This is a genomic window from Bacillus altitudinis (genome assembly GCF_001191605.1).
GTDB lineage: Bacteria > Bacillota > Bacilli > Bacillales > Bacillaceae > Bacillus > Bacillus altitudinis.
Map to the genome: position 1 here is coordinate 2,202,473 of NZ_CP009108.1, position 16,936 is coordinate 2,219,408.

18 protein-coding genes and 2 riboswitches are annotated in these 16,936 nt (G+C 39.9%); of the genes, 13 read left to right on the forward strand and 5 right to left on the reverse strand.

The features are described from left to right. Window positions 1-36: 36 nt before the first annotated feature. Both metE and ID12_RS11090 read right to left on the reverse strand, forming a co-directional pair. Window positions 37-2,325, reverse strand: a complete 2,289-nt coding sequence (gene metE / locus ID12_RS11085; protein ID WP_050827198.1) for a 5-methyltetrahydropteroyltriglutamate--homocysteine S-methyltransferase — start codon at window positions 2,323-2,325, stop codon at window positions 37-39. 156 nt (window positions 2,326-2,481) lie between these two features. Continuing rightward, window positions 2,482-2,674: riboswitch (cobalamin riboswitch) on the reverse strand. A gap of 112 nt (window positions 2,675-2,786) precedes the next feature. After that, window positions 2,787-3,746 (reverse strand): S8 family peptidase, encoded by a 960-nt coding sequence (locus ID12_RS11090; protein ID WP_050827199.1) that lies wholly within the window; start codon window positions 3,744-3,746, stop codon window positions 2,787-2,789. Between the two features lie 460 nt (window positions 3,747-4,206). Between ID12_RS11090 and ID12_RS11095 the strand changes: the two genes are divergently transcribed. From ID12_RS11095 to ID12_RS11135, 9 genes are all read left to right on the forward strand, one after another. Next, window positions 4,207-4,509: a hypothetical protein gene (locus ID12_RS11095; protein ID WP_035700497.1), complete on the forward strand. Its 303-nt coding sequence runs from the start codon at window positions 4,207-4,209 to the stop codon at window positions 4,507-4,509. A gap of 1 nt (window position 4,510) precedes the next feature. Continuing rightward, a complete protein-coding gene (locus ID12_RS11100) occupies window positions 4,511-4,714 on the forward strand; it encodes a helix-turn-helix transcriptional regulator (RefSeq protein WP_172673023.1) in 204 nt (67 codons plus the stop codon). Between the two features lie 208 nt (window positions 4,715-4,922). Beyond that, window positions 4,923-5,609: a response regulator transcription factor gene (locus ID12_RS11105; RefSeq protein ID WP_050827200.1), complete on the forward strand. Its 687-nt coding sequence runs from the start codon at window positions 4,923-4,925 to the stop codon at window positions 5,607-5,609. A 3-nt stretch (window positions 5,610-5,612) separates the two neighbouring features. Then, on the forward strand, window positions 5,613-6,962 hold the full coding sequence (locus ID12_RS11110; RefSeq protein WP_050827201.1) for a sensor histidine kinase: 1,350 nt from the start codon (window positions 5,613-5,615) through the stop codon (window positions 6,960-6,962). 66 nt (window positions 6,963-7,028) lie between these two features. After that, entirely contained in the window at window positions 7,029-7,718 is a 690-nt protein-coding gene (locus ID12_RS11115; RefSeq protein WP_050827202.1) for a PepSY domain-containing protein, read from the forward strand. Window positions 7,719-7,810: 92 nt separating this feature from the next. Continuing rightward, window positions 7,811-8,329: a PepSY domain-containing protein gene (locus ID12_RS11120; protein WP_008346169.1), complete on the forward strand. Its 519-nt coding sequence runs from the start codon at window positions 7,811-7,813 to the stop codon at window positions 8,327-8,329. Window positions 8,330-8,405: 76 nt separating this feature from the next. Continuing rightward, entirely contained in the window at window positions 8,406-8,549 is a 144-nt protein-coding gene (locus ID12_RS19355; protein ID WP_008346168.1) for a hypothetical protein, read from the forward strand. A gap of 131 nt (window positions 8,550-8,680) precedes the next feature. Beyond that, a riboswitch (M-box (ykoK) riboswitch) is annotated at window positions 8,681-8,844 on the forward strand. A gap of 207 nt (window positions 8,845-9,051) precedes the next feature. Further along, a complete protein-coding gene (mgtE, locus tag ID12_RS11130; RefSeq protein ID WP_007498785.1) occupies window positions 9,052-10,410 on the forward strand; it encodes a magnesium transporter in 1,359 nt (452 codons plus the stop codon). Window positions 10,411-10,511: 101 nt separating this feature from the next. Further along, a complete protein-coding gene (locus ID12_RS11135) occupies window positions 10,512-10,910 on the forward strand; it encodes a hypothetical protein (protein ID WP_050827203.1) in 399 nt (132 codons plus the stop codon). A 132-nt stretch (window positions 10,911-11,042) separates the two neighbouring features. On the opposite strand, the gene ID12_RS11140 is transcribed toward ID12_RS11135, so the two are convergent. Beyond that, entirely contained in the window at window positions 11,043-11,906 is an 864-nt protein-coding gene (locus ID12_RS11140) for a LysR family transcriptional regulator (RefSeq protein WP_050827204.1), read from the reverse strand. Between the two features lie 205 nt (window positions 11,907-12,111). Between ID12_RS11140 and ID12_RS11145 the strand changes: the two genes are divergently transcribed. Further along, window positions 12,112-12,474, forward strand: a complete 363-nt coding sequence (locus ID12_RS11145) for a cupin domain-containing protein (RefSeq protein WP_017367108.1) — start codon at window positions 12,112-12,114, stop codon at window positions 12,472-12,474. A 241-nt stretch (window positions 12,475-12,715) separates the two neighbouring features. On the opposite strand, the gene ID12_RS11150 is transcribed toward ID12_RS11145, so the two are convergent. Continuing rightward, the gene (locus ID12_RS11150; RefSeq protein WP_007498778.1) at window positions 12,716-13,045 is read right to left on the reverse strand and encodes a MerR family transcriptional regulator; all 330 of its coding nucleotides are present in this window, start codon (window positions 13,043-13,045) and stop codon (window positions 12,716-12,718) included. A gap of 192 nt (window positions 13,046-13,237) precedes the next feature. On the opposite strand from ID12_RS11150, the gene ID12_RS19360 reads away from it, so the two are divergent. The 3 genes from ID12_RS19360 to ID12_RS11165 all read left to right on the forward strand — a co-directional run bounded on the left by ID12_RS19360 (window position 13,238) and on the right by ID12_RS11165 (window position 14,418). Then, window positions 13,238-13,393 carry a hypothetical protein gene (locus tag ID12_RS19360; RefSeq protein ID WP_008346151.1) on the forward strand — a complete coding sequence of 52 codons (156 nt, stop codon included), beginning with the start codon at window positions 13,238-13,240 and terminating at the stop codon, window positions 13,391-13,393. A gap of 38 nt (window positions 13,394-13,431) precedes the next feature. Further along, window positions 13,432-13,596, forward strand: a complete 165-nt coding sequence (locus tag ID12_RS11160) for a hypothetical protein (RefSeq protein ID WP_008346148.1) — start codon at window positions 13,432-13,434, stop codon at window positions 13,594-13,596. A 357-nt stretch (window positions 13,597-13,953) separates the two neighbouring features. After that, window positions 13,954-14,418 (forward strand): MarR family winged helix-turn-helix transcriptional regulator, encoded by a 465-nt coding sequence (locus ID12_RS11165; RefSeq protein WP_088004396.1) that lies wholly within the window; start codon window positions 13,954-13,956, stop codon window positions 14,416-14,418. A gap of 30 nt (window positions 14,419-14,448) precedes the next feature. Here the strand turns inward: ID12_RS11165 and ID12_RS11170 are convergent, their stop codons facing one another. Further along, window positions 14,449-16,872 carry a bifunctional diguanylate cyclase/phosphodiesterase gene (locus tag ID12_RS11170; RefSeq protein WP_050827206.1) on the reverse strand — a complete coding sequence of 808 codons (2,424 nt, stop codon included), beginning with the start codon at window positions 16,870-16,872 and terminating at the stop codon, window positions 14,449-14,451. Between the last annotated feature and the right edge of the window lie 64 nt (window positions 16,873-16,936).

The following is a 16,936-nucleotide window of genomic DNA, read 5'->3' on the forward strand; positions in this document are numbered from 1 at the left end:
CCCTGCCAAATGTTCAGCAGGGGAAGAGTGAGTCCATTATGCGTGCTGCGCTAGCTTTTTACGAGCGACTTCAGCAGCTGTCACCATGTTTTTCAAAGCAGCAATGGTTTCAGGCTCTTGTCTTGTTTTCAGTCCACAGTCAGGGTTGACCCAGAAGCGATCTGTCGGACATACGTTCAGTGCATCATCAATGATTTTACTCATTTCTTCAACAGATGGAACGCGCGGGCTGTGGATGTCATATACCCCAAGTCCAAGACCTTTCAAATACGGGTGTTTTTCTAAATAATCGAGGAACCCGCCATGACTGCGTGAATGTTCAATCGTAATCACGTCTGCATCAAGGTCTTCAATCGTATCAACAATATCCTCGAAGTTGCTGTAGCACATATGTGTATGAATTTGCGTTTCATTTTGAACAGACGATGTCGATAGACGGAATGACTCTGCTGCCCAGTTTAAGTATGCTGCCCAATCACTCTCTTTTAAAGGAAGACCTTCTCTTAGCGCAGGTTCATCCACTTGAATCACTTGAATACCCGCTGCTTCTAACGCTTCTACCTCTTTGCGTAAAGCAAAAGCGATTTGGAAGGCAATGTCTTTACGAGAGATATCTGTTCTTGGGAAAGACCAGTTTAAGATCGTGACAGGCCCTGTCAGCATTCCTTTGACTTTTTTCTCTGTTAAGCTTTGAGCGTAAACCGTCTCTTTCACTGTCATTGGCTCTGTAAATTCTACATCTCCATAAATGATCGGCGGCTTCACGCAGCGTGATCCATAAGATTGAACCCAAGCGAATTTTGTAAAGGCAAATCCAGCGAGTTTTTCACCGAAGTATTCAACCATGTCTGTACGTTCAAATTCTCCATGAACGAGTACATCTAGGCCAATCTCTTCTTGAATATCAATCCATCTTTTTGTTTCTTTTTTAATAAATTCATCATACTCTGCATCTGTCCACTCATTTTTGCGCCATTTTTGACGAGCACTGCGCACCTCAGCTGACTGAGGGAAGCTTCCGATTGTTGTGGTTGGAAGAAGCGGCAGTTCAAGAGATTCATTTTGAATGCGTAGTCGTTCTTCAAAAGCAACTGGACGTTTAAAATCTTTTGATGAAAGATTATTGCGTTCTGCTGTCAGGTCCGCATTCGTTCCTTTCGCGAATTCTTTTAACGTCAGAAGTGCTTCATTTGCTGCATGGATGTCTGCATCAATGGCAGCCGCTCCTTTTGATAAGCCTTCTTTTAATAGCGTTAATTCAGCCAGTTTTTCAGTGGCATAAGAAAGTCCGTTTAATAGTTTTTCTTCAAGCTGTTCGCTTGGATGTTTTGCAACTGGGACATGTAGCAGGCTGCTTGAAGGCTGCAGCCATACTTCTTTTGGCTGCACGTCAGCAATCACTTCAGAAATAAACGATAATCTTTCTCCTAGATCTGATCTCCAAATATTTCTGCCGTCGATGATACCGGCTGCTAAAATTTTATCTTTTGGGAAGCCGTGTTTTTTCAATTGTTCAAGGTTTCGTCCTTGATCATGGACAAAATCAAGACCGATGGCTTCAACAGGATACGTCACAAGCTCTTCATAGGCATCTACTGAGTCAAAGTATGTTTGAAGGAGAACGTTTAAGGCAGGTACAGCTTCTTTAATCGTTTGATAGATGGCTTTTACTGCTTTCACCTCTTCACTTGAAGCTGTGACTAAAGCAGGCTCATCAATTTGAACCCATTTTACACCGGCTTCTTCAAGCTCTTTTAACAACTGAGTATAAAGCGGCACTAGGCGTTGCTGAATCTCTTTCACTTCATTGGCTTCATAGCCTTTAGAAAGAGAAACAAATGTATAAAGACCGAGAACGACAGGTTTTGTTTCAACACCAAACGCTTTTTTCACCTTTTCGTATGCTTCAAGCGGTTTGTTATGTGTGAGTTTGAATTCTGTGCTTTTTTCATATTCTGGAACGATGTAGTGATAGTTTGTATTAAACCATTTTGTCATTTCACTTGAGACAGCATCTTTTGTTCCTCTTGCTATCGCAAAGTATGTATCTAGCGGGTCTTTCAAGCTGCGGAAGCGCTCTGGAATCCAATTGAACATAACGGCAGTATCCAGCACATGATCATAGAAGGTGAAGTCGCCAGAAGGAACAACGTCAATTTGTTGATCAATTTGAGTTTTAATAGCGGCTAAAAATTGTTCATCGAGTGTGCTTAAGAGGGTTTCTCGGTCAGTTTGACCTTTCCAATAAGACTCAAGTGCTTTTTTCCATTCTCTGTTTAAACCAATTCGCGGGAAACCTAGATTACTTGTTTTAACAATTGTCAATTCCAATTCCTCCTCTAAATATAAAAAGACACTTACACTCATGGTCAAGATTGATGAGGGCAAATGTCTGGTTTAAAAAGACAAAATGTGTGTGCGAAAGAAGGCGTAAGTATCAATGACGAACGCTTTTCCGACATCTCCTATCAACCGTAGGGGGTTTGATGTGATAGAGCGGCTGGTATCCTGGCTCGTGAATCTGCAAGCTTTTCATCCTTCCCATCTTTACGACAGTGGATGATTAACGAAAAGCTCTCCTCACTTACAGTGGCGGGACCGCGCCGGATTTTCACCGGTCTTCCCAATTAAAATTCGACGTGTGATCGAATTACCGACTCTCAAACTATGAATTTATTGTGTTCGATTATATAACGTTCACTTCATTTCGTCAAAGTAAATTTTGAATAATTTTAATTAAAAAAATCCTGAGAAAATTCTATCTTTTCTCAGGACCTAACATGTACCTATAGAGACAAAAGTTCTGCTTCCAATGTTTTCTCAAGAAGCACATCTGGTGCAGTTAAATATAAAAACCCGTTTCCTACAAGGGTTTTTGATTGTTTTAGCGGAAGGGTTCTCCGTACGAGCTGAGCATATACCTCAGGTTCTGTCAGCTTACGCTGGAACGCTTCTTCTTCGGCATTTTTAATAATGGCGAGTGCACCGCTCACATGAGGGGCAGCCATGGAAGTGCCTGTTAGTCTTCCGTATTTATGGTTAGGGAGAGTGGATAAAATGTCTTCACCTGGAGCGACGAGGTCGATTTCTTTATTCGCATTGGAGAATTCAGAGGATTCTCTTGCAAGAGAGACAGAGCCGACGGCAATGACCTCATTGTATGCAGCTGGGTAGGAGAACTCTTCAGTACGCTCGTCTCCGTCACCTTCATTTCCTGCTGCGCAGACAACAAGCACACCGCTGCTTACCGCATGTTGGATGGCCTTTTGCAGTGCTGGTTCATTGCTTGGCCCACCGAGAGACATGGAAATGATATCAACCTTCTGCTCAACCGCATAGTTAATGCCATTGATAATCCATTCGTATTTCCCGCTGCCATTTTTCCCTCCAAGAACTTTTACGATCAACAGCTTGGCTTCAGGTGCAACACCTAAAATGCCGCCATTTTGATCCGTTGCTGCAATCGTTCCTGATACATGGGTACCATGCCCGTTGTAGTCTTTTACATTCTCAGCATCTCCATTGTCATCATCGGTAAAGTTTTTTCCTCCGATAATCTGATCTTTTAAATCGGGATGCTCCGTGTCGCAACCTGTATCAAGGACAGCAATGGTTATGCCTTTTCCTTTGAAGCCACTTGACCAAAGTTCGGGTGCTTTAATCTCCTGAATACTTTCCGGCGTCTCTTTCGCTTCCATCACATTGGCTTTTACTTCATACGGAATTAAGCGAATTTCACCTTTCATAAGAAAGCCCTCCTTATTTTGTTTTCAAAGTAGATTCAGGTTGCGTAATGTTATTGTATAAAACAAATGTTTGATCGGAAAGGGTCAATTGTAATAATTTTTCAAATAATCAAATAATTATTTATTGTGCAGTTCTCCTCATATCTTGCCGAAAGAAGTCACCTTTTGAAGAAAACTCTTAGTATCATATGAAAAAGAATGAAATGCTGCATAGTGAGCTTGCACCTGTACAGATGAAAATGGGTGAAAAGAACTAAAAAAGGCAGATCGAAAAAACAATCATATAAAGAGATAGAGGATGACAGAAAAGAAAAAGGTACATGCCATGTGCAGATGATTGTTTTTTCATTATAATGATCGAAAGAATATAGAATGTAAAAAGTATTTGACATTTTTTAAGCGGATGATATGATTGAAATGTAAAAAGTATTTGACATTTTGATTGGGAGGGGACTAACCGTTGGATGTTGTAAAAGTTGTGTATTCAGTCATCTTATTAGTGATCGGACTGTTCATTTTTATTGCGCCTATGATTCAAAAGGGTGATGAAAGAAAGAGATTTATCTACTCAAAAGCGCAATCGTATGCATTTATGGTGGTCATTGGTATGCTTTTATTAGAAGTCGCACAGTCCATATTTTTAACGACCCAAGGGAACAATTCTGATAAGGGGTTTGGGATTTCTCCCATCATGTTCCTAACTGTGATTTCGGTCATTTATTTAGTTACATTACTCATATACAGAAAAAAATATGGTGATTAAATTGGAAAATCATATAAGAGAACTAAGGAAATCCATTAAATTATCCCAAGAAGAACTTGCTAAACGGTGTAAGGTCTCGAGACAAACCATCAATGCCATTGAAAACGATAAGTACGACCCTACTTTACAATTAGCCTTTGACATCGCCTCTGTTTTGAATACGACTGTAGATGAGCTTTTTGTCAGTCAACCTAAAAAGAAGTAAGGGACCAGCCTAACCAGCCTCAGAAAAGAGGCTTTTTTTGTTGATTTGTGTAATGTGAAAGGATCAGCTGAAAATAAAAATCAACCATATTACATAACAATTCCTCATTCATGAAAAATAAGATATGAAGATTGTGACTGTTCCAATGGAGAAAGGCAACATATAATAATGGAAAGACAAGCTTGCCTTTTAGATAGGAGAGATAGAGATGAACAAAGGGAAGATACTCGTGGTCGAAGATGAAAAGAAAATTGCAAGAGTGCTGTCATTAGAACTTGAATATGAAGGATATGAGGTCACAGTCCAAGATACAGGGATGAAAGGACTCCATGCGCTCGAGGAGGAGAGTTTTGATTTAGTGCTTCTAGATGTCATGCTTCCAGAATTAAGCGGACTTGAAGTGCTTAGAAGGGTTCGAAAGACAAATACGGCAACACCGATCATTTTGATTACCGCAAGAGGAAGTGTTCCCGATAAGGTCAGTGGTCTTGATCTTGGGGCAAACGATTATATTACAAAACCCTTTGACATAGAAGAATTATTAGCGCGAATTCGTGCACAGCTGAGGTTCAATCACAATGCGCAAGAGGAAAAGGACATTGAGCTAAGTATTGCAGATTTAACGGTGAATGAGAAAACAAGAGAAATTCAAAGAGGCGGTCAGACGCTTGAGCTGACACCGAGAGAATATGACCTGCTTGTTCATTTATTGAAACATCAGCAGCAAGTGCTCACAAGAGATCAGCTTTTAACAGCTGTCTGGGGTTTTGATTATTTTGGTGACACGAACGTGGTTGATGTCTATATTCGCTATTTAAGGAAAAAAATCGATTACCCGTTTGAAAAACAATTGATTCACACAGTGAGAGGTGTGGGTTATGTGATGAAAGGATAAAGCATGAGATTAAAAAATAAGATCCAGCTTTATACATCGTTGTCCTTGTTTTTAATGGTGCTGCTGTTTCATACAGCGATTTATTTTATTTTTTCAATGACCTTGACGCAAAAAGATATGTCCAGACTGTCGGAAGTAGCTGAAAATATTGCGATTGCACTAAAGAAGTCAGAGGAAGAGGGCCTTCCATCTTCAGAGCTTCTGAAAGCGTATCTGCCTCAAAATGGTATGATCCGTGTCGTCACAGAGAAAGGCGAATCAAAGCTGACCATCACGAAGGAATCTACGTTTAGCTCACTTCCTTTTACATACGAATCTGGTCAGACAGTAGAAATTCAAGAATACAATAAGCAGATGATTGCGTTTGCGGCTATCCCTGTCATTTGGACAAATGGGGACATTGTGTCGCTGCAAGTATATGAAGAAATTGAAAATACAGAAGAGAACTTGGCGTTATTAAAAATGATTTTAATCGCTACTGGCGTTTTGTTTATTGTGCTTTCTTATTTTGCAGGCCACATTTTAACAAAACAAATTGTCCGCCCAATTAGTCGAATGACCAATACGATGAAAGCAAGTATGAGAGAAAAGGCATTTAAACGAATTGAATTAACAGGCGATTCAAAGGATGAACTGTATCAAATGGGTCAAACCTTTAATGAAATGGCCGAAATTCTCGAGAAACATTATGAGAAAGAGCAGCAATTTTTACACGATGCTTCTCATGAATTGAAAACACCCATTACCGTCATCATGAGCTACAGCAATTTACTAAAACGCTGGGGGCAAAGCCGGCCAGAGGTCGTAGAAGAATCCTCTCAAGCCATTCATGATGAGGCGAAAAAAATGAAAAGGCTGACAGATCAACTACTCACACTGGCGAAAAATGGGCAGCCGCTTTACTTGGACATGAAGCCGGTTGATCTTGGTCAATTGTGTAGCCAAGTCGGCCATACACTTGAAGTGGCAACCAATCGAACCATCCTTACTCATATACAAACAGATCAGCCTGTGATTGCTGAAGGGGACGAAGAGAAGATCAAACAGCTTTTGACCATCTTGATTGATAATGCGGTTAAATATAGTGCAGAGCCAGTTGATGTGAACTGCGGACGAGCAGGAGAGAAACCGTTTATTTCGGTTGTTGACAAAGGAATTGGCATAAAAGAAGAGGATCTGCCGAAAATCTTTGACCGCTTTTTCCGTGTGGATGAAGCGAGAAACAGTGAGACGGGCGGGACTGGACTTGGTCTGTCAATTGCGAAGCAAATTGCTGAAGAGCATGGGGCTGAGCTAAAGGTAGACAGCCGTATCGGTGAAGGAACCGTGATGACCATTCTTTTTCAGAAATAAGTAGGTCTTTTCTCATCAATTTCTCATTTCCTCCTTATAAAATAGGAAATAGGAAGGAGGCGCTGCATGTCTAGAAAACTGAAAATGCTGCTTGCGCTCGCAGGATGTCTTTTCATTCTTGTGGCTTTTGCAATGCTCATGATTCAAACCATTGACAAAAAAATATTAAGCGAAGCAGACATAAAAAAAATCATCGCAAAAGACTACAATGGAAACATCACAAATATTGATCTGATCAACCATAAACAGGACTATACATTGACGCTTGAAAATTCAAATGGCATCTATCAAATCATTGCATCTTCCTCAAGCGGTCAAATGAAAGAGATGAAACAGTTAAAGAGCTATCAAAAACCAAATGAGAAAAATGCCGAACTCCAAGCAGAAGAAGTGGCAGTGAAAAAAGTGAAGGGTACCGTGATTCAAAAGAAAGAAAAATCGGATCGCTTTATCTTTACGATTCAATCAAAAAAAGAACTGTATCAAGTGGATGTTGAGAAAGACACGTTCAAGGTGATTGAAGCAGAAAAGAAAAAGCCAACCTCTAAAGAAAAGAAGCTGACAAAAATAACGGTAGAAGAAGCCATTCAGATTGCCGTAAAAGAAGTGGGCGGCACAGTGGATGATGCAGATCTTGAAACTTTTAGCGGAATGCTCGTGTTTGAGGTAGAGCTCGATTTGCCGGATGGAAGAGAGGCAGAGGTGTTAGTGAATGCCTATACAGGAGATATTGAAGGCATTACGTACGAAAACTAATCATTTTCTCATGATTTTCTCATCTTCCTTTCCTTCCTTTATCATCTTGTTTTTTTAAGATAAAGGAGAAATCAAACAAGGAGGAATGAAATATGATAAAAAAAGTACTAGTAGCTACAGCATTCACAGGAGCCCTTGTCGCAGGTGGTTTCACCCTTCAAGCGCAAAATACAAATCAAACGGCAAATGCCGAACAAGTGGTGCAAAAGAAATCTTCATTTGTCTCAAAGAAACAGGCTGAAAAAGCAGCATTAAAAGTTGTGAAAGGCTATGTAGATGATGTAGATCTTGAGCGTAAAAAAGGAAAATGGGTATATGAGGTCGAGATTAAAAAAGGCGGCTTTGAATATAAAGTATATGTCGATGCCAAAACAGGCAAAGCGCTCAATGATCCAGTCAAAGAAAAGAAACAAAATGTAAAAATCACCAAAAAACAGGCTGAACAAATTGCCCTTGCAAAAGTAAAAGGAACAGTCACAGATTCAGAATTAGATAAAGAAAATGGTGTGTACTTGTATGAAATTGAAATTACGACACCAAGCGGCGAAGAAGTTGATTTTGAGATTTCCGCTAAAACAGGCAAAATCCTCAAGCAAGAATGGGACGATTAAGGTATAAATGAACCTTACACTTTTATGTGTAAGGTTTTTTCATTGGGACAAACTACTTGAAAGGAGGCGAGAGAATATGATGAAGAAAAAAGAAGAAGAACAGACGATGGATCGTGCGGAATATGTTCCCCATCCTGATGGAGAAGGATATGCTTTGTTTTTGCATGATTCCTTTCATCTCCTCTCCCAAGAGGATATGAATCAGCCAGAAGAGGAATAAAAGACATGAAAGGGCGATGGTCAACTTGTCTATCGCTCTTTTTTTGAAAAGAAAGCGAATACATCAGGAAACTTGGCATCTTGCTTATTGACATCATTGCGCTTTTTCTGTAATCTCAGTGTGTCAACAATATGAGACTTCGTTAGGTGAGGCTCCTGTATGGAGATACGCTGCTGCCCAAAAATGTCCAAAGACGCCAATGGGTCAACAGGAATCATCGACATAAGGTGATTTTTAATGCAGCTGGATGAATCCTATGCCATACAGTGCTAAAGCTCTACGATTGAAGGAGCAAGTGTTTATTTGTCATGCTTACAAAGCGCCTTCATTCGGTTGAAGGTGCTTTTTTATGAGAAAAGGAGGTGTGGGGATGGATCATCCCGATTCGAGACACATAGAGAGTATGTCAAAAGATCAGATTGACACATCAGATAGAGGAGATCCTGACCCCCGCACAATCTAAGGGATTCGGGTATCTCCTGATTTTGGGGAGGTAACAGCGATGATACAGAACATTACGTACGATGAACTCATTTTACGCATCATTATTTTACTAAGAGATGGAAAACGTAAAGAATTTAAAAACATTATGGAAGAACTGCAGCCTTATGATATGGCCTACTTATTCAAGGAGCTTCCAGAAAAACACCGCGGCCGCTTTCTCAGCTTTTTAACAGTCGATGACGTGACGGAAATGATGGGTGAACTGGAGCGGGAATATCAAGAGATTGTTCTTGAAAAAGTAGGGAAAGACAAAGCCACCTTCGTCACAAACAAAATGGATAACGATGATCTAGCCAACTTGTTTGATGAGATGGAGGATGAGCTGAAGGATCAGCTTTTATCTAACATGGAAGCAGAGGAATCCAAGGCCGTCCAGCTTCTCATGAATTATCCTGCTGAGACAGCAGGTCGGATCATGACCAATCGGTACGTTTGGATTCCGCAGCATTATACGGTTCAGGATGCCGTGGTGAAGCTGAAAAGCTTTGCTGAAATTGCCGAATCGATCAACTACTTATATGTCATAAATGATCAAAAACAGCTTGTAGGGGTACTCTCATACAGGGATCTTATTTTAGGTGAGCCAGATGAAAAAGTGCAGGATCTTATGTTTACAAGAGTCATTGCCGTTGGTGCCTTTCAAGACCAGGAAGAAATCGCAAAGCTCATTGAACGATATGATTTCCTTGCCATCCCTGTTGTAGAAGAGAACAATGTCCTAGTCGGAATTGTGACAGTCGATGATATCATTGATGTTGTGATTCAAGAGGCAGGAGAAGACTATGAAAAGTTTGCTGCCTCTGGTAAAGATATCACGTTCGACACACCGGCATTTGTGGCGGCATACCGCCGTCTTCCATGGCTCATTTTGCTCCTATTCATTGGGCTGATTTCAGGCAGTATCTTAAATTATTTTGAAGATACTTTGCAACAAGTCGTTGCTTTAGCGTTCTTCATGCCGATGATTGCAGGTATGACAGGGAATACAGGGACACAGTCTCTAGCGGTTGTCATTAGAGGATTGTCAAAAGAAGAATTAACGAAAAAAACCATTATGCGCTTGATTTTCAGAGAGCTGAGAACAAGTATTTATATTGGGATTGTTTGTTCAATCATTATTACGGTCGTTGCCATGGTATGGCAGGGCAATATGATTTTAGGTTTTGTTGTTGGTTCCTCGCTTCTTGCAACACTGATTATTGGGACAATGGCAGGTACGGTCGTGCCGATTATTTTACACAGATTAAACGTGGACCCAGCCATTGCATCTGGACCACTGATCACAACATTGAATGATATTTTATCCTTACTCATCTATTTTGGAATTGCAACAGCATTTCTTCATACACTGATGTAGTCAAAAGACTGTAAAATGTAACGTTTTACAGTCTTTTTTGAATAAAGATTGCATATAGCGCTTCCATCCTTTACATTTTAAGGAGAAGGTGGGAGAGAAAAATGAAGAAGTTTTTATTCATTTTCATGTGCATTGCTTTGCTAAGTGCATGTTCAAGAGAAGACGAGGGGAAAGACAGAAGACTGGTGGCATCAGAGCATATGCTTGAAGCGATAACTGAAGGAAATAAACGAAAAATGGACAATGTCTATGTCGAAGGCGCAATCCCAAGCCCAAATGACATTCTTAAATCGAAAAAGGAATGGGGAATTGAGACGCTTTCTTATGAAGATTTTCAATTGGAAGAAGCCAGCATCCACGTCTTTCATGCGAATTATAAAGATGCAAACACTGGAGAAAAAAAGGCGCTTGCCTTTCGGGTGAAAGAAGATCCTGAAAAAGGCGGCGTACGAATTGACTTTGTAGGGGTTGTTGAAGGAACAGACGCTTCATCTAAATAAAAAGAATCGTTCATATGCTTGGCATAAGTTGAGATAATGTAAAAGGATAGAAGAGCTGAAAGAATGTCGCTCTATCTATCCTCTTTTTTATCACACATGTTCTTATTAATGAAAACAATGATCTGTCTCAGATCACATATTCGTAATGCCTATTAACTCCATAAATTGTGACAGAGCACTGGTCATGTACGAATCACGTCGCCTGATCAACACAGTGGGTACGATTCGATGTGGTTCTGGTAACGGATGACAGGTGAATTTGCCTTCCCCCCGAGATTCAACCATAGATTTTGGTAATACGGTCACTCCCAGCCCGCTTTCAACACATTTAAGGACGCCCTCTAACGTACCATATTCCATGACCTTCATAGGAGGATAGCCGTTGTTCTCTAGCCACTTTTGCCATCGTCCTAAATAAATACAATGGGCGAATGACGAGAGCAACGGCTCATGTAAAATAGATTCTACCTGGAATTGCTCCGTGGAGTAGCTTGTAATGAGAACGAGGGATTCTTCCAATACAGGATACTCGATGATTTCTGGATGAAGAATTGGCCCATCTACCAAGGCGCCGTCTACTTTGTAGTTGAGGATAGCGCTAACTTGATCGACTGTAGGTGCCATATACAAGCTCAATTCTACTTGTGGAAATTTTTTGTGATATTCTGTGAAAATGCTGGGCAATCTTGTAGATGCGGTGGACTCTATAGATCCAATGTGTAAAGATCCCCGCGGAGTAGAGGAAAGCTTTACTGCTTCTATCGCTTCTTCGTAATCGTATAGTAATTTATTTACATAGGGAAGCAATTCACGTCCTGCAGGCGTTAAAGATATTTTCTTATGATATCGATAGAGAAGAGGTACACCTAACTCTTGTTCAAGACGTTGGATTCTTGCGGTGACATTGGACTGCACATAATTTAATTTTTGAGCAGCTTTTGTGATGCTTTGTTCAATGGCAACGGCTTTAAATACTTCCAAAGATTTAATATCCAAACTAACTCTCCTTTTTTGCATCACAAATTGTGATGATCTATATGCTATTTTTTGATTTTACGTGATCCAATGAAGTATGTAAACTGAATGATAGAAGAGGTTGATGCTCATTGCGTCCCTTTTATTTGATCGAGAGGAGAAAATGAGAATTTTTTAGCTGTGGCAATTAAAACAGACGTTTCCATTTAATAAGGAGGGGAATCGATTGATTTCAAAGGTAAATATCGAAGAAAAATTTTCGCAAATAAATGATTATTGGAATCCTAGAATAAGTGGAGAGTTGAACGACTCATACATGAAAATGGTGAAAATTAAGGGTGAATTCATTTGGCATCACCATGATGATGAGGATGAAATGTTCTTTGTGTGGAAAGGCAATCTAGTCATCCGTTTTAGGGATAGGGAAATAACGCTTAATGAAGGAGAATTTCTTGTGATTCCAAAAGGAGTTGAACATCAGCCAATTGCTGAAGAAGAAGTTCACTTGCTCTTAATTGAACCCAAAACGACGCTAAACACGGGGAATGTGCTCAATGAACGAACTGTTTCGATTCCTGAACAAATTTGAAAAACTAAATCGTTAAAGATCAAGTATCTTAGGTGATAAATAGTTGAATGGTTGTTTTAGCTAATAACGAGGCTGCAATTGCTGCCTCGTTTTGCTGCTTCAATGATTCATTGGCTTTCGTTGTCTGAAATAGACTCTTCTGCAAGAATCGGTCTTTGGGTAAGTTCGTGCTTTCATCGTTTCATATTCAGGTCGATCAGATGCTAAGTCTATTTTGCCGAGTAAGCGATTTTTATTTAGTTCATCGATTTTTGTACCGGAAGTGTGCGTTAATTTGACCTTCCAGCATTTTTTTCTTATATTGTCCGCTTTTTAATGCCTGTTCTTTTTTCTTCATGTCTTTTAAAATTTCCGCTGTCTGCACACCATCTTCCCGTTTATTGGCGATATCCATTAAACGTTCTACATCAGAAAAAGAATATTTTCGTGTGCCTCTTGTTGAGCGCTGGGGGTAGATGAGTTTCCGTTCCTCATAATATCGGATTTGCCTGACGGAAAGCCCTGTTAATTCACTGACAATCCCGATTGAAATGACTTTTTTATCTTTATAAGATACATCTTCCTGCGTCATATCCTCACCCCTGCAAGTCTTTTCTTCATATTATATCCAACAGTCAGTAAAAAAACCTAACGTTTGTTAGATAATATAACACAGAAATGAATAAAGTGAAAAACAATGGAAGGAAAATTGACATATAAAGTGCAAATCATATCACGTGAACATATGATAAGAAAAAGAAAAAATGAGGAGGAGGCGCACTTGATGGAGAAAACACAGATCATCCGTATGGCAAAAGAAATCATCGCATTAGATGTGAAGAGGGATGAACTGCTGGAGCAGTTCATGCAGGCTGCGGGTCAGAATGCACATGCTCTTCTTAGAGCCGTACAAAATGATTTGTATAAAAAGTCCTCATAAGCACCCGATCCATATCCATTGATAGGAGGGGAGATGTCGTGCGGCGTATATTAAAAGAAGCTTTAGCGAAAGAAAGACATTATTATACGAAGCAGCTTTGCTCACTTGGGGTGTATAGCCCTGATATGACCAAGAACATGACAATTAGTGACTTAAAAAAAGAGTATCATTTCTTTTTCAACAAAACAGACCGCTATCTTTAACATCCCTTATCATGTGCACTGTCACATGAAGGGTTCTTTTTTTGCGTGTTTAATATTATAGCAATATTGAATTTTGTAGAAATTTGACGAATCAAATGTAAGAAAATATAGAGCCTTTACAGATTATGTTAAAATTTGTCGTAACTTGATGGTTTGCTGGAAAAGCTTTTTTTCGAGATGATTGTGAAAAATAAGAAGGATTTTAAAAGTTTATATCGAAATCTTATACATAACACGAATGGAGTCACTTATGTGGTTGAAAGGGTTTTCAAAAACGTACTTCTATTTTTTACGAAAGGCTCCAACTGCACCGCAAGAAAGCCTTGAAGTTAAAAAAATATTATAAGAGGTAGATATGTGATGAGACTATCGTTTAATGAAGAAGAAGTAGAACGTTCAATGACGCTTTACAAAGTTTTTGCAAGAGCATTTAAAAGCGTTTCCGAACACAGTATTAGAGACAGCAAGGAGCATGGATTCAATCCAACTGAATTTGCCGTTCTCGAATTACTGTATACGAGAGGTGCTCAAAAACTTCAGCAAATCGGCTCAAGACTCCTGCTTGTCAGCGGGAATGTGACGTACGTAATTGACAAGTTAGAACGAAATGGTTTCATTGAAAGAGAACAGGACCCAAAGGATAAACGGTCAGTTTATGCCCATTTAACGGATAAAGGGCGCAGTTATCTAGATAAAATTTATCCAATCCATTCTCTTCGAATTGCGCGGGCGTTTTCTGGTCTTTCGCGTGAAGAACAGGAGCAATTAATTAGTCTGCTGAAAAAAGCAGGTATTCACAGTCAGCATTTGTTATTTAGATAAAACGAAAAGGTGCCATGGTTGGCACCTTTTTTATGTATCCAGCTGATGAGCAGGATAGGCGATAAATTTTTCAATATCACTAGCTGGAAGTGGCTTGGCATAATAAAAGCCTTGTAGATCGTCACAGCCCTGCGCAGATAAAAGTTGCGCTTGTGCAAAAGTTTCAACACCTTCAGCAATGACTTCTAGAGATAGCTGGTGCCCCATTGCAATAATAGCCCCTGTGATTTGCTCAGACTTTGAATCACTCAAAATATCCTCGATAAATGATTTATCAATTTTCAGACGGTGAATCGGCAAATCCTTCAAATAGCTTAAAGAGCTATGGCCTGTACCAAAATCATCAATACTAATACGGACGCCAAGTTGTTTTAGAGATGTCAGTACTTGTTTTGACTGCTTGATGTTATCCATTGTCATGCTTTCTGTCACTTCAAGCTCAAGAAGTGATGGTTGAAGGTCGTATTTTTTTAGCGTTAGTTTGATCAAATCAATTAAGTCTTCAGAGTTAAACTGCTTAGCAGATAAATTGACCGCTACAGGGATTTTCAATTGCTTGTCATACCACAATTTTGCCTGCTGACATGCCGTGTCAATGACCCACCTTCCAATATCGATAATCAGGCCGGATTCTTCAGCAAGTTCAATGAAAGCCTCGGGTGATTTTAGAGAACCGTCTGGTGCTTTCATTCTTAAAAGGGCTTCAACACCTGTCATTTGTCTTGTTTTGGCGCTGATTTGCGGCTGATAATGAAGCACAAACTGCTTTCTTTGAATGGCATCTCGTAGCTCCAGTTCGCGATTGAGTCTGTCCTCACTCAATCTCTCCATAGATTCAGTAAAGAATTCATAGCGGCTTTGTTTATGTTTCTTTGATAAATACATGGCCATATCTGCTTTTCTCATCAATTCCATGCCATTCTTTCCGTTTTGCGGAGAGATGGCGATTCCAATACTAATGGATGTAATGAGCTGATGGTTTTGAATGAAAAAAGGTCGTTCAAATTGGCGAATGATGTTTTTCGAAAGCTGTTCAATTTTATGTGTACCATGCTCCAGGTGAGGGAAGATCATTAAAAATTCATCACCGCCAATTCTTGCAATAAAACCATTGTCAGGCAAACATTTGGTTAGTCTGTTTGCGGCGGCTTTCAACAGCAGATCGCCTATGTTATGACCAAGGGCATCATTAATAATTTTAAACCGATTTAAATCAAGAAAAAGAACTGCCGTTGACGTTTTTGTCTCTTCTTGAGCGGATAAAACATCATTTAAATGATTAATTCCGTGACGACGGTTCGGAAGTTCAGTTAATGCATCATAATGTGCCATCACATGAATTTCTTTTTCAGCAATCTTCTGCTGGGTTAAATCCTTTAAAACGAGATAAATGCTGTCAAGTGTATGGTTGACGTGTACGGGTATGTATGTAACATGATAATAATAAAAACGATCTGCTGCTTTCAGTTCTGCTTCACGCGTAATTGCTTTTTTAGATTGATCAATAAAGTCTTCCCACATCTCAGTCGGCATGACATATTGACTCACATCATCACCAATCCAGGAATTGCACATTTTCAAAATGTGTTTGCCTGGATCATTCGCAGATATCACTTTTCGATCAACAGATAACACGATAATCCCATCTATATTATGTTTGATCAGTGATTGGAACCGCTGTTCATTTTCTTTTAGCTGATCGGATTGTGACATAATCCGGTGATCAATATATGCGCCGAAAATCATAAGTGATTGGACGATAAGCGTCATCAGGCCGATGAAAATGGACAGGCTAAATGGTGACATTTCAAGAGAACCACCCGCAGCGACCTGACCATCTGAATGAAAAAACATCGTCGAAGACGCCATGCCTGTGTAATGCATGCCCGCAACAGCACCGCCCATCATCAGTGCACCCGCTATTTTTAACAGCTGATCTCCCCGCCTTTTCTCAGAGCGATGGAGCCGGAAAAAAAGGTGTAATGAAAAGAATGAAGCGAGCGCACCAATAAAAAACGAAAGAAAAAAGAGAACAGGGTCATAGCTGATGGTGACATTCGCCATTGATTCCAATCCGAGGTAGTGCATGCTGCAAATAGCTGAGCCCATCGTGATCGAACTAATCAAAAGTCGTCTTGTAGAAAGTTGTTGCTGAATACATATTGAAAATGCAATGAAAGAACCGATAAAAGAGGCCAAAATCGATAAAATGAGTAAGGGTGTTTCATATGTGATACCAGAGCGTAGGTGAAACGCCATCATGCCAATAAAATGCATTGACCATATTCCCATCCCCATGATCATCGCACCAATGATCAACCATACTCTTTTCTTTGCGCCGCTCGACTGGATCACCCGGCTGGCTAATTGAAGAGCTGAGTAGGAGGCGACAGCGGCGACAGCGACTGACAGAAAGACAAGCCATCCGTTGTAGCTTCCTGTTAAATGTGTCATGTAAGAAAACCTCCTGTATCTAAAAACAGACATATACTTAATATATCGGATCAAGTGGCGCCTG

Coding starts and splice junctions, on each gene's coding strand:
- ID12_RS11090 (WP_050827199.1), bottom strand. CDS start 3,746: ATGAAAGGTGAAATTCGCTTAATTCCGTATGAAGTAAAAGCCAATGTG.
- ID12_RS11105 (WP_050827200.1), top strand. CDS start 4,923: ATGAACAAAGGGAAGATACTCGTGGTCGAAGATGAAAAGAAAATTGCA.
- ID12_RS11110 (WP_050827201.1), top strand. CDS start 5,613: ATGAGATTAAAAAATAAGATCCAGCTTTATACATCGTTGTCCTTGTTT.
- ID12_RS11115 (WP_050827202.1), top strand. CDS start 7,029: ATGTCTAGAAAACTGAAAATGCTGCTTGCGCTCGCAGGATGTCTTTTC.
- ID12_RS11120 (WP_008346169.1), top strand. CDS start 7,811: ATGATAAAAAAAGTACTAGTAGCTACAGCATTCACAGGAGCCCTTGTC.
- ID12_RS19355 (WP_008346168.1), top strand. CDS start 8,406: ATGATGAAGAAAAAAGAAGAAGAACAGACGATGGATCGTGCGGAATAT.
- mgtE (WP_007498785.1), top strand. CDS start 9,052: ATGATACAGAACATTACGTACGATGAACTCATTTTACGCATCATTATT.
- ID12_RS11135 (WP_050827203.1), top strand. CDS start 10,512: ATGAAGAAGTTTTTATTCATTTTCATGTGCATTGCTTTGCTAAGTGCA.
- ID12_RS11150 (WP_007498778.1), bottom strand. CDS start 13,045: ATGACGCAGGAAGATGTATCTTATAAAGATAAAAAAGTCATTTCAATC.
- ID12_RS19360 (WP_008346151.1), top strand. CDS start 13,238: ATGGAGAAAACACAGATCATCCGTATGGCAAAAGAAATCATCGCATTA.
- ID12_RS11170 (WP_050827206.1), bottom strand. CDS start 16,872: ATGACACATTTAACAGGAAGCTACAACGGATGGCTTGTCTTTCTGTCA.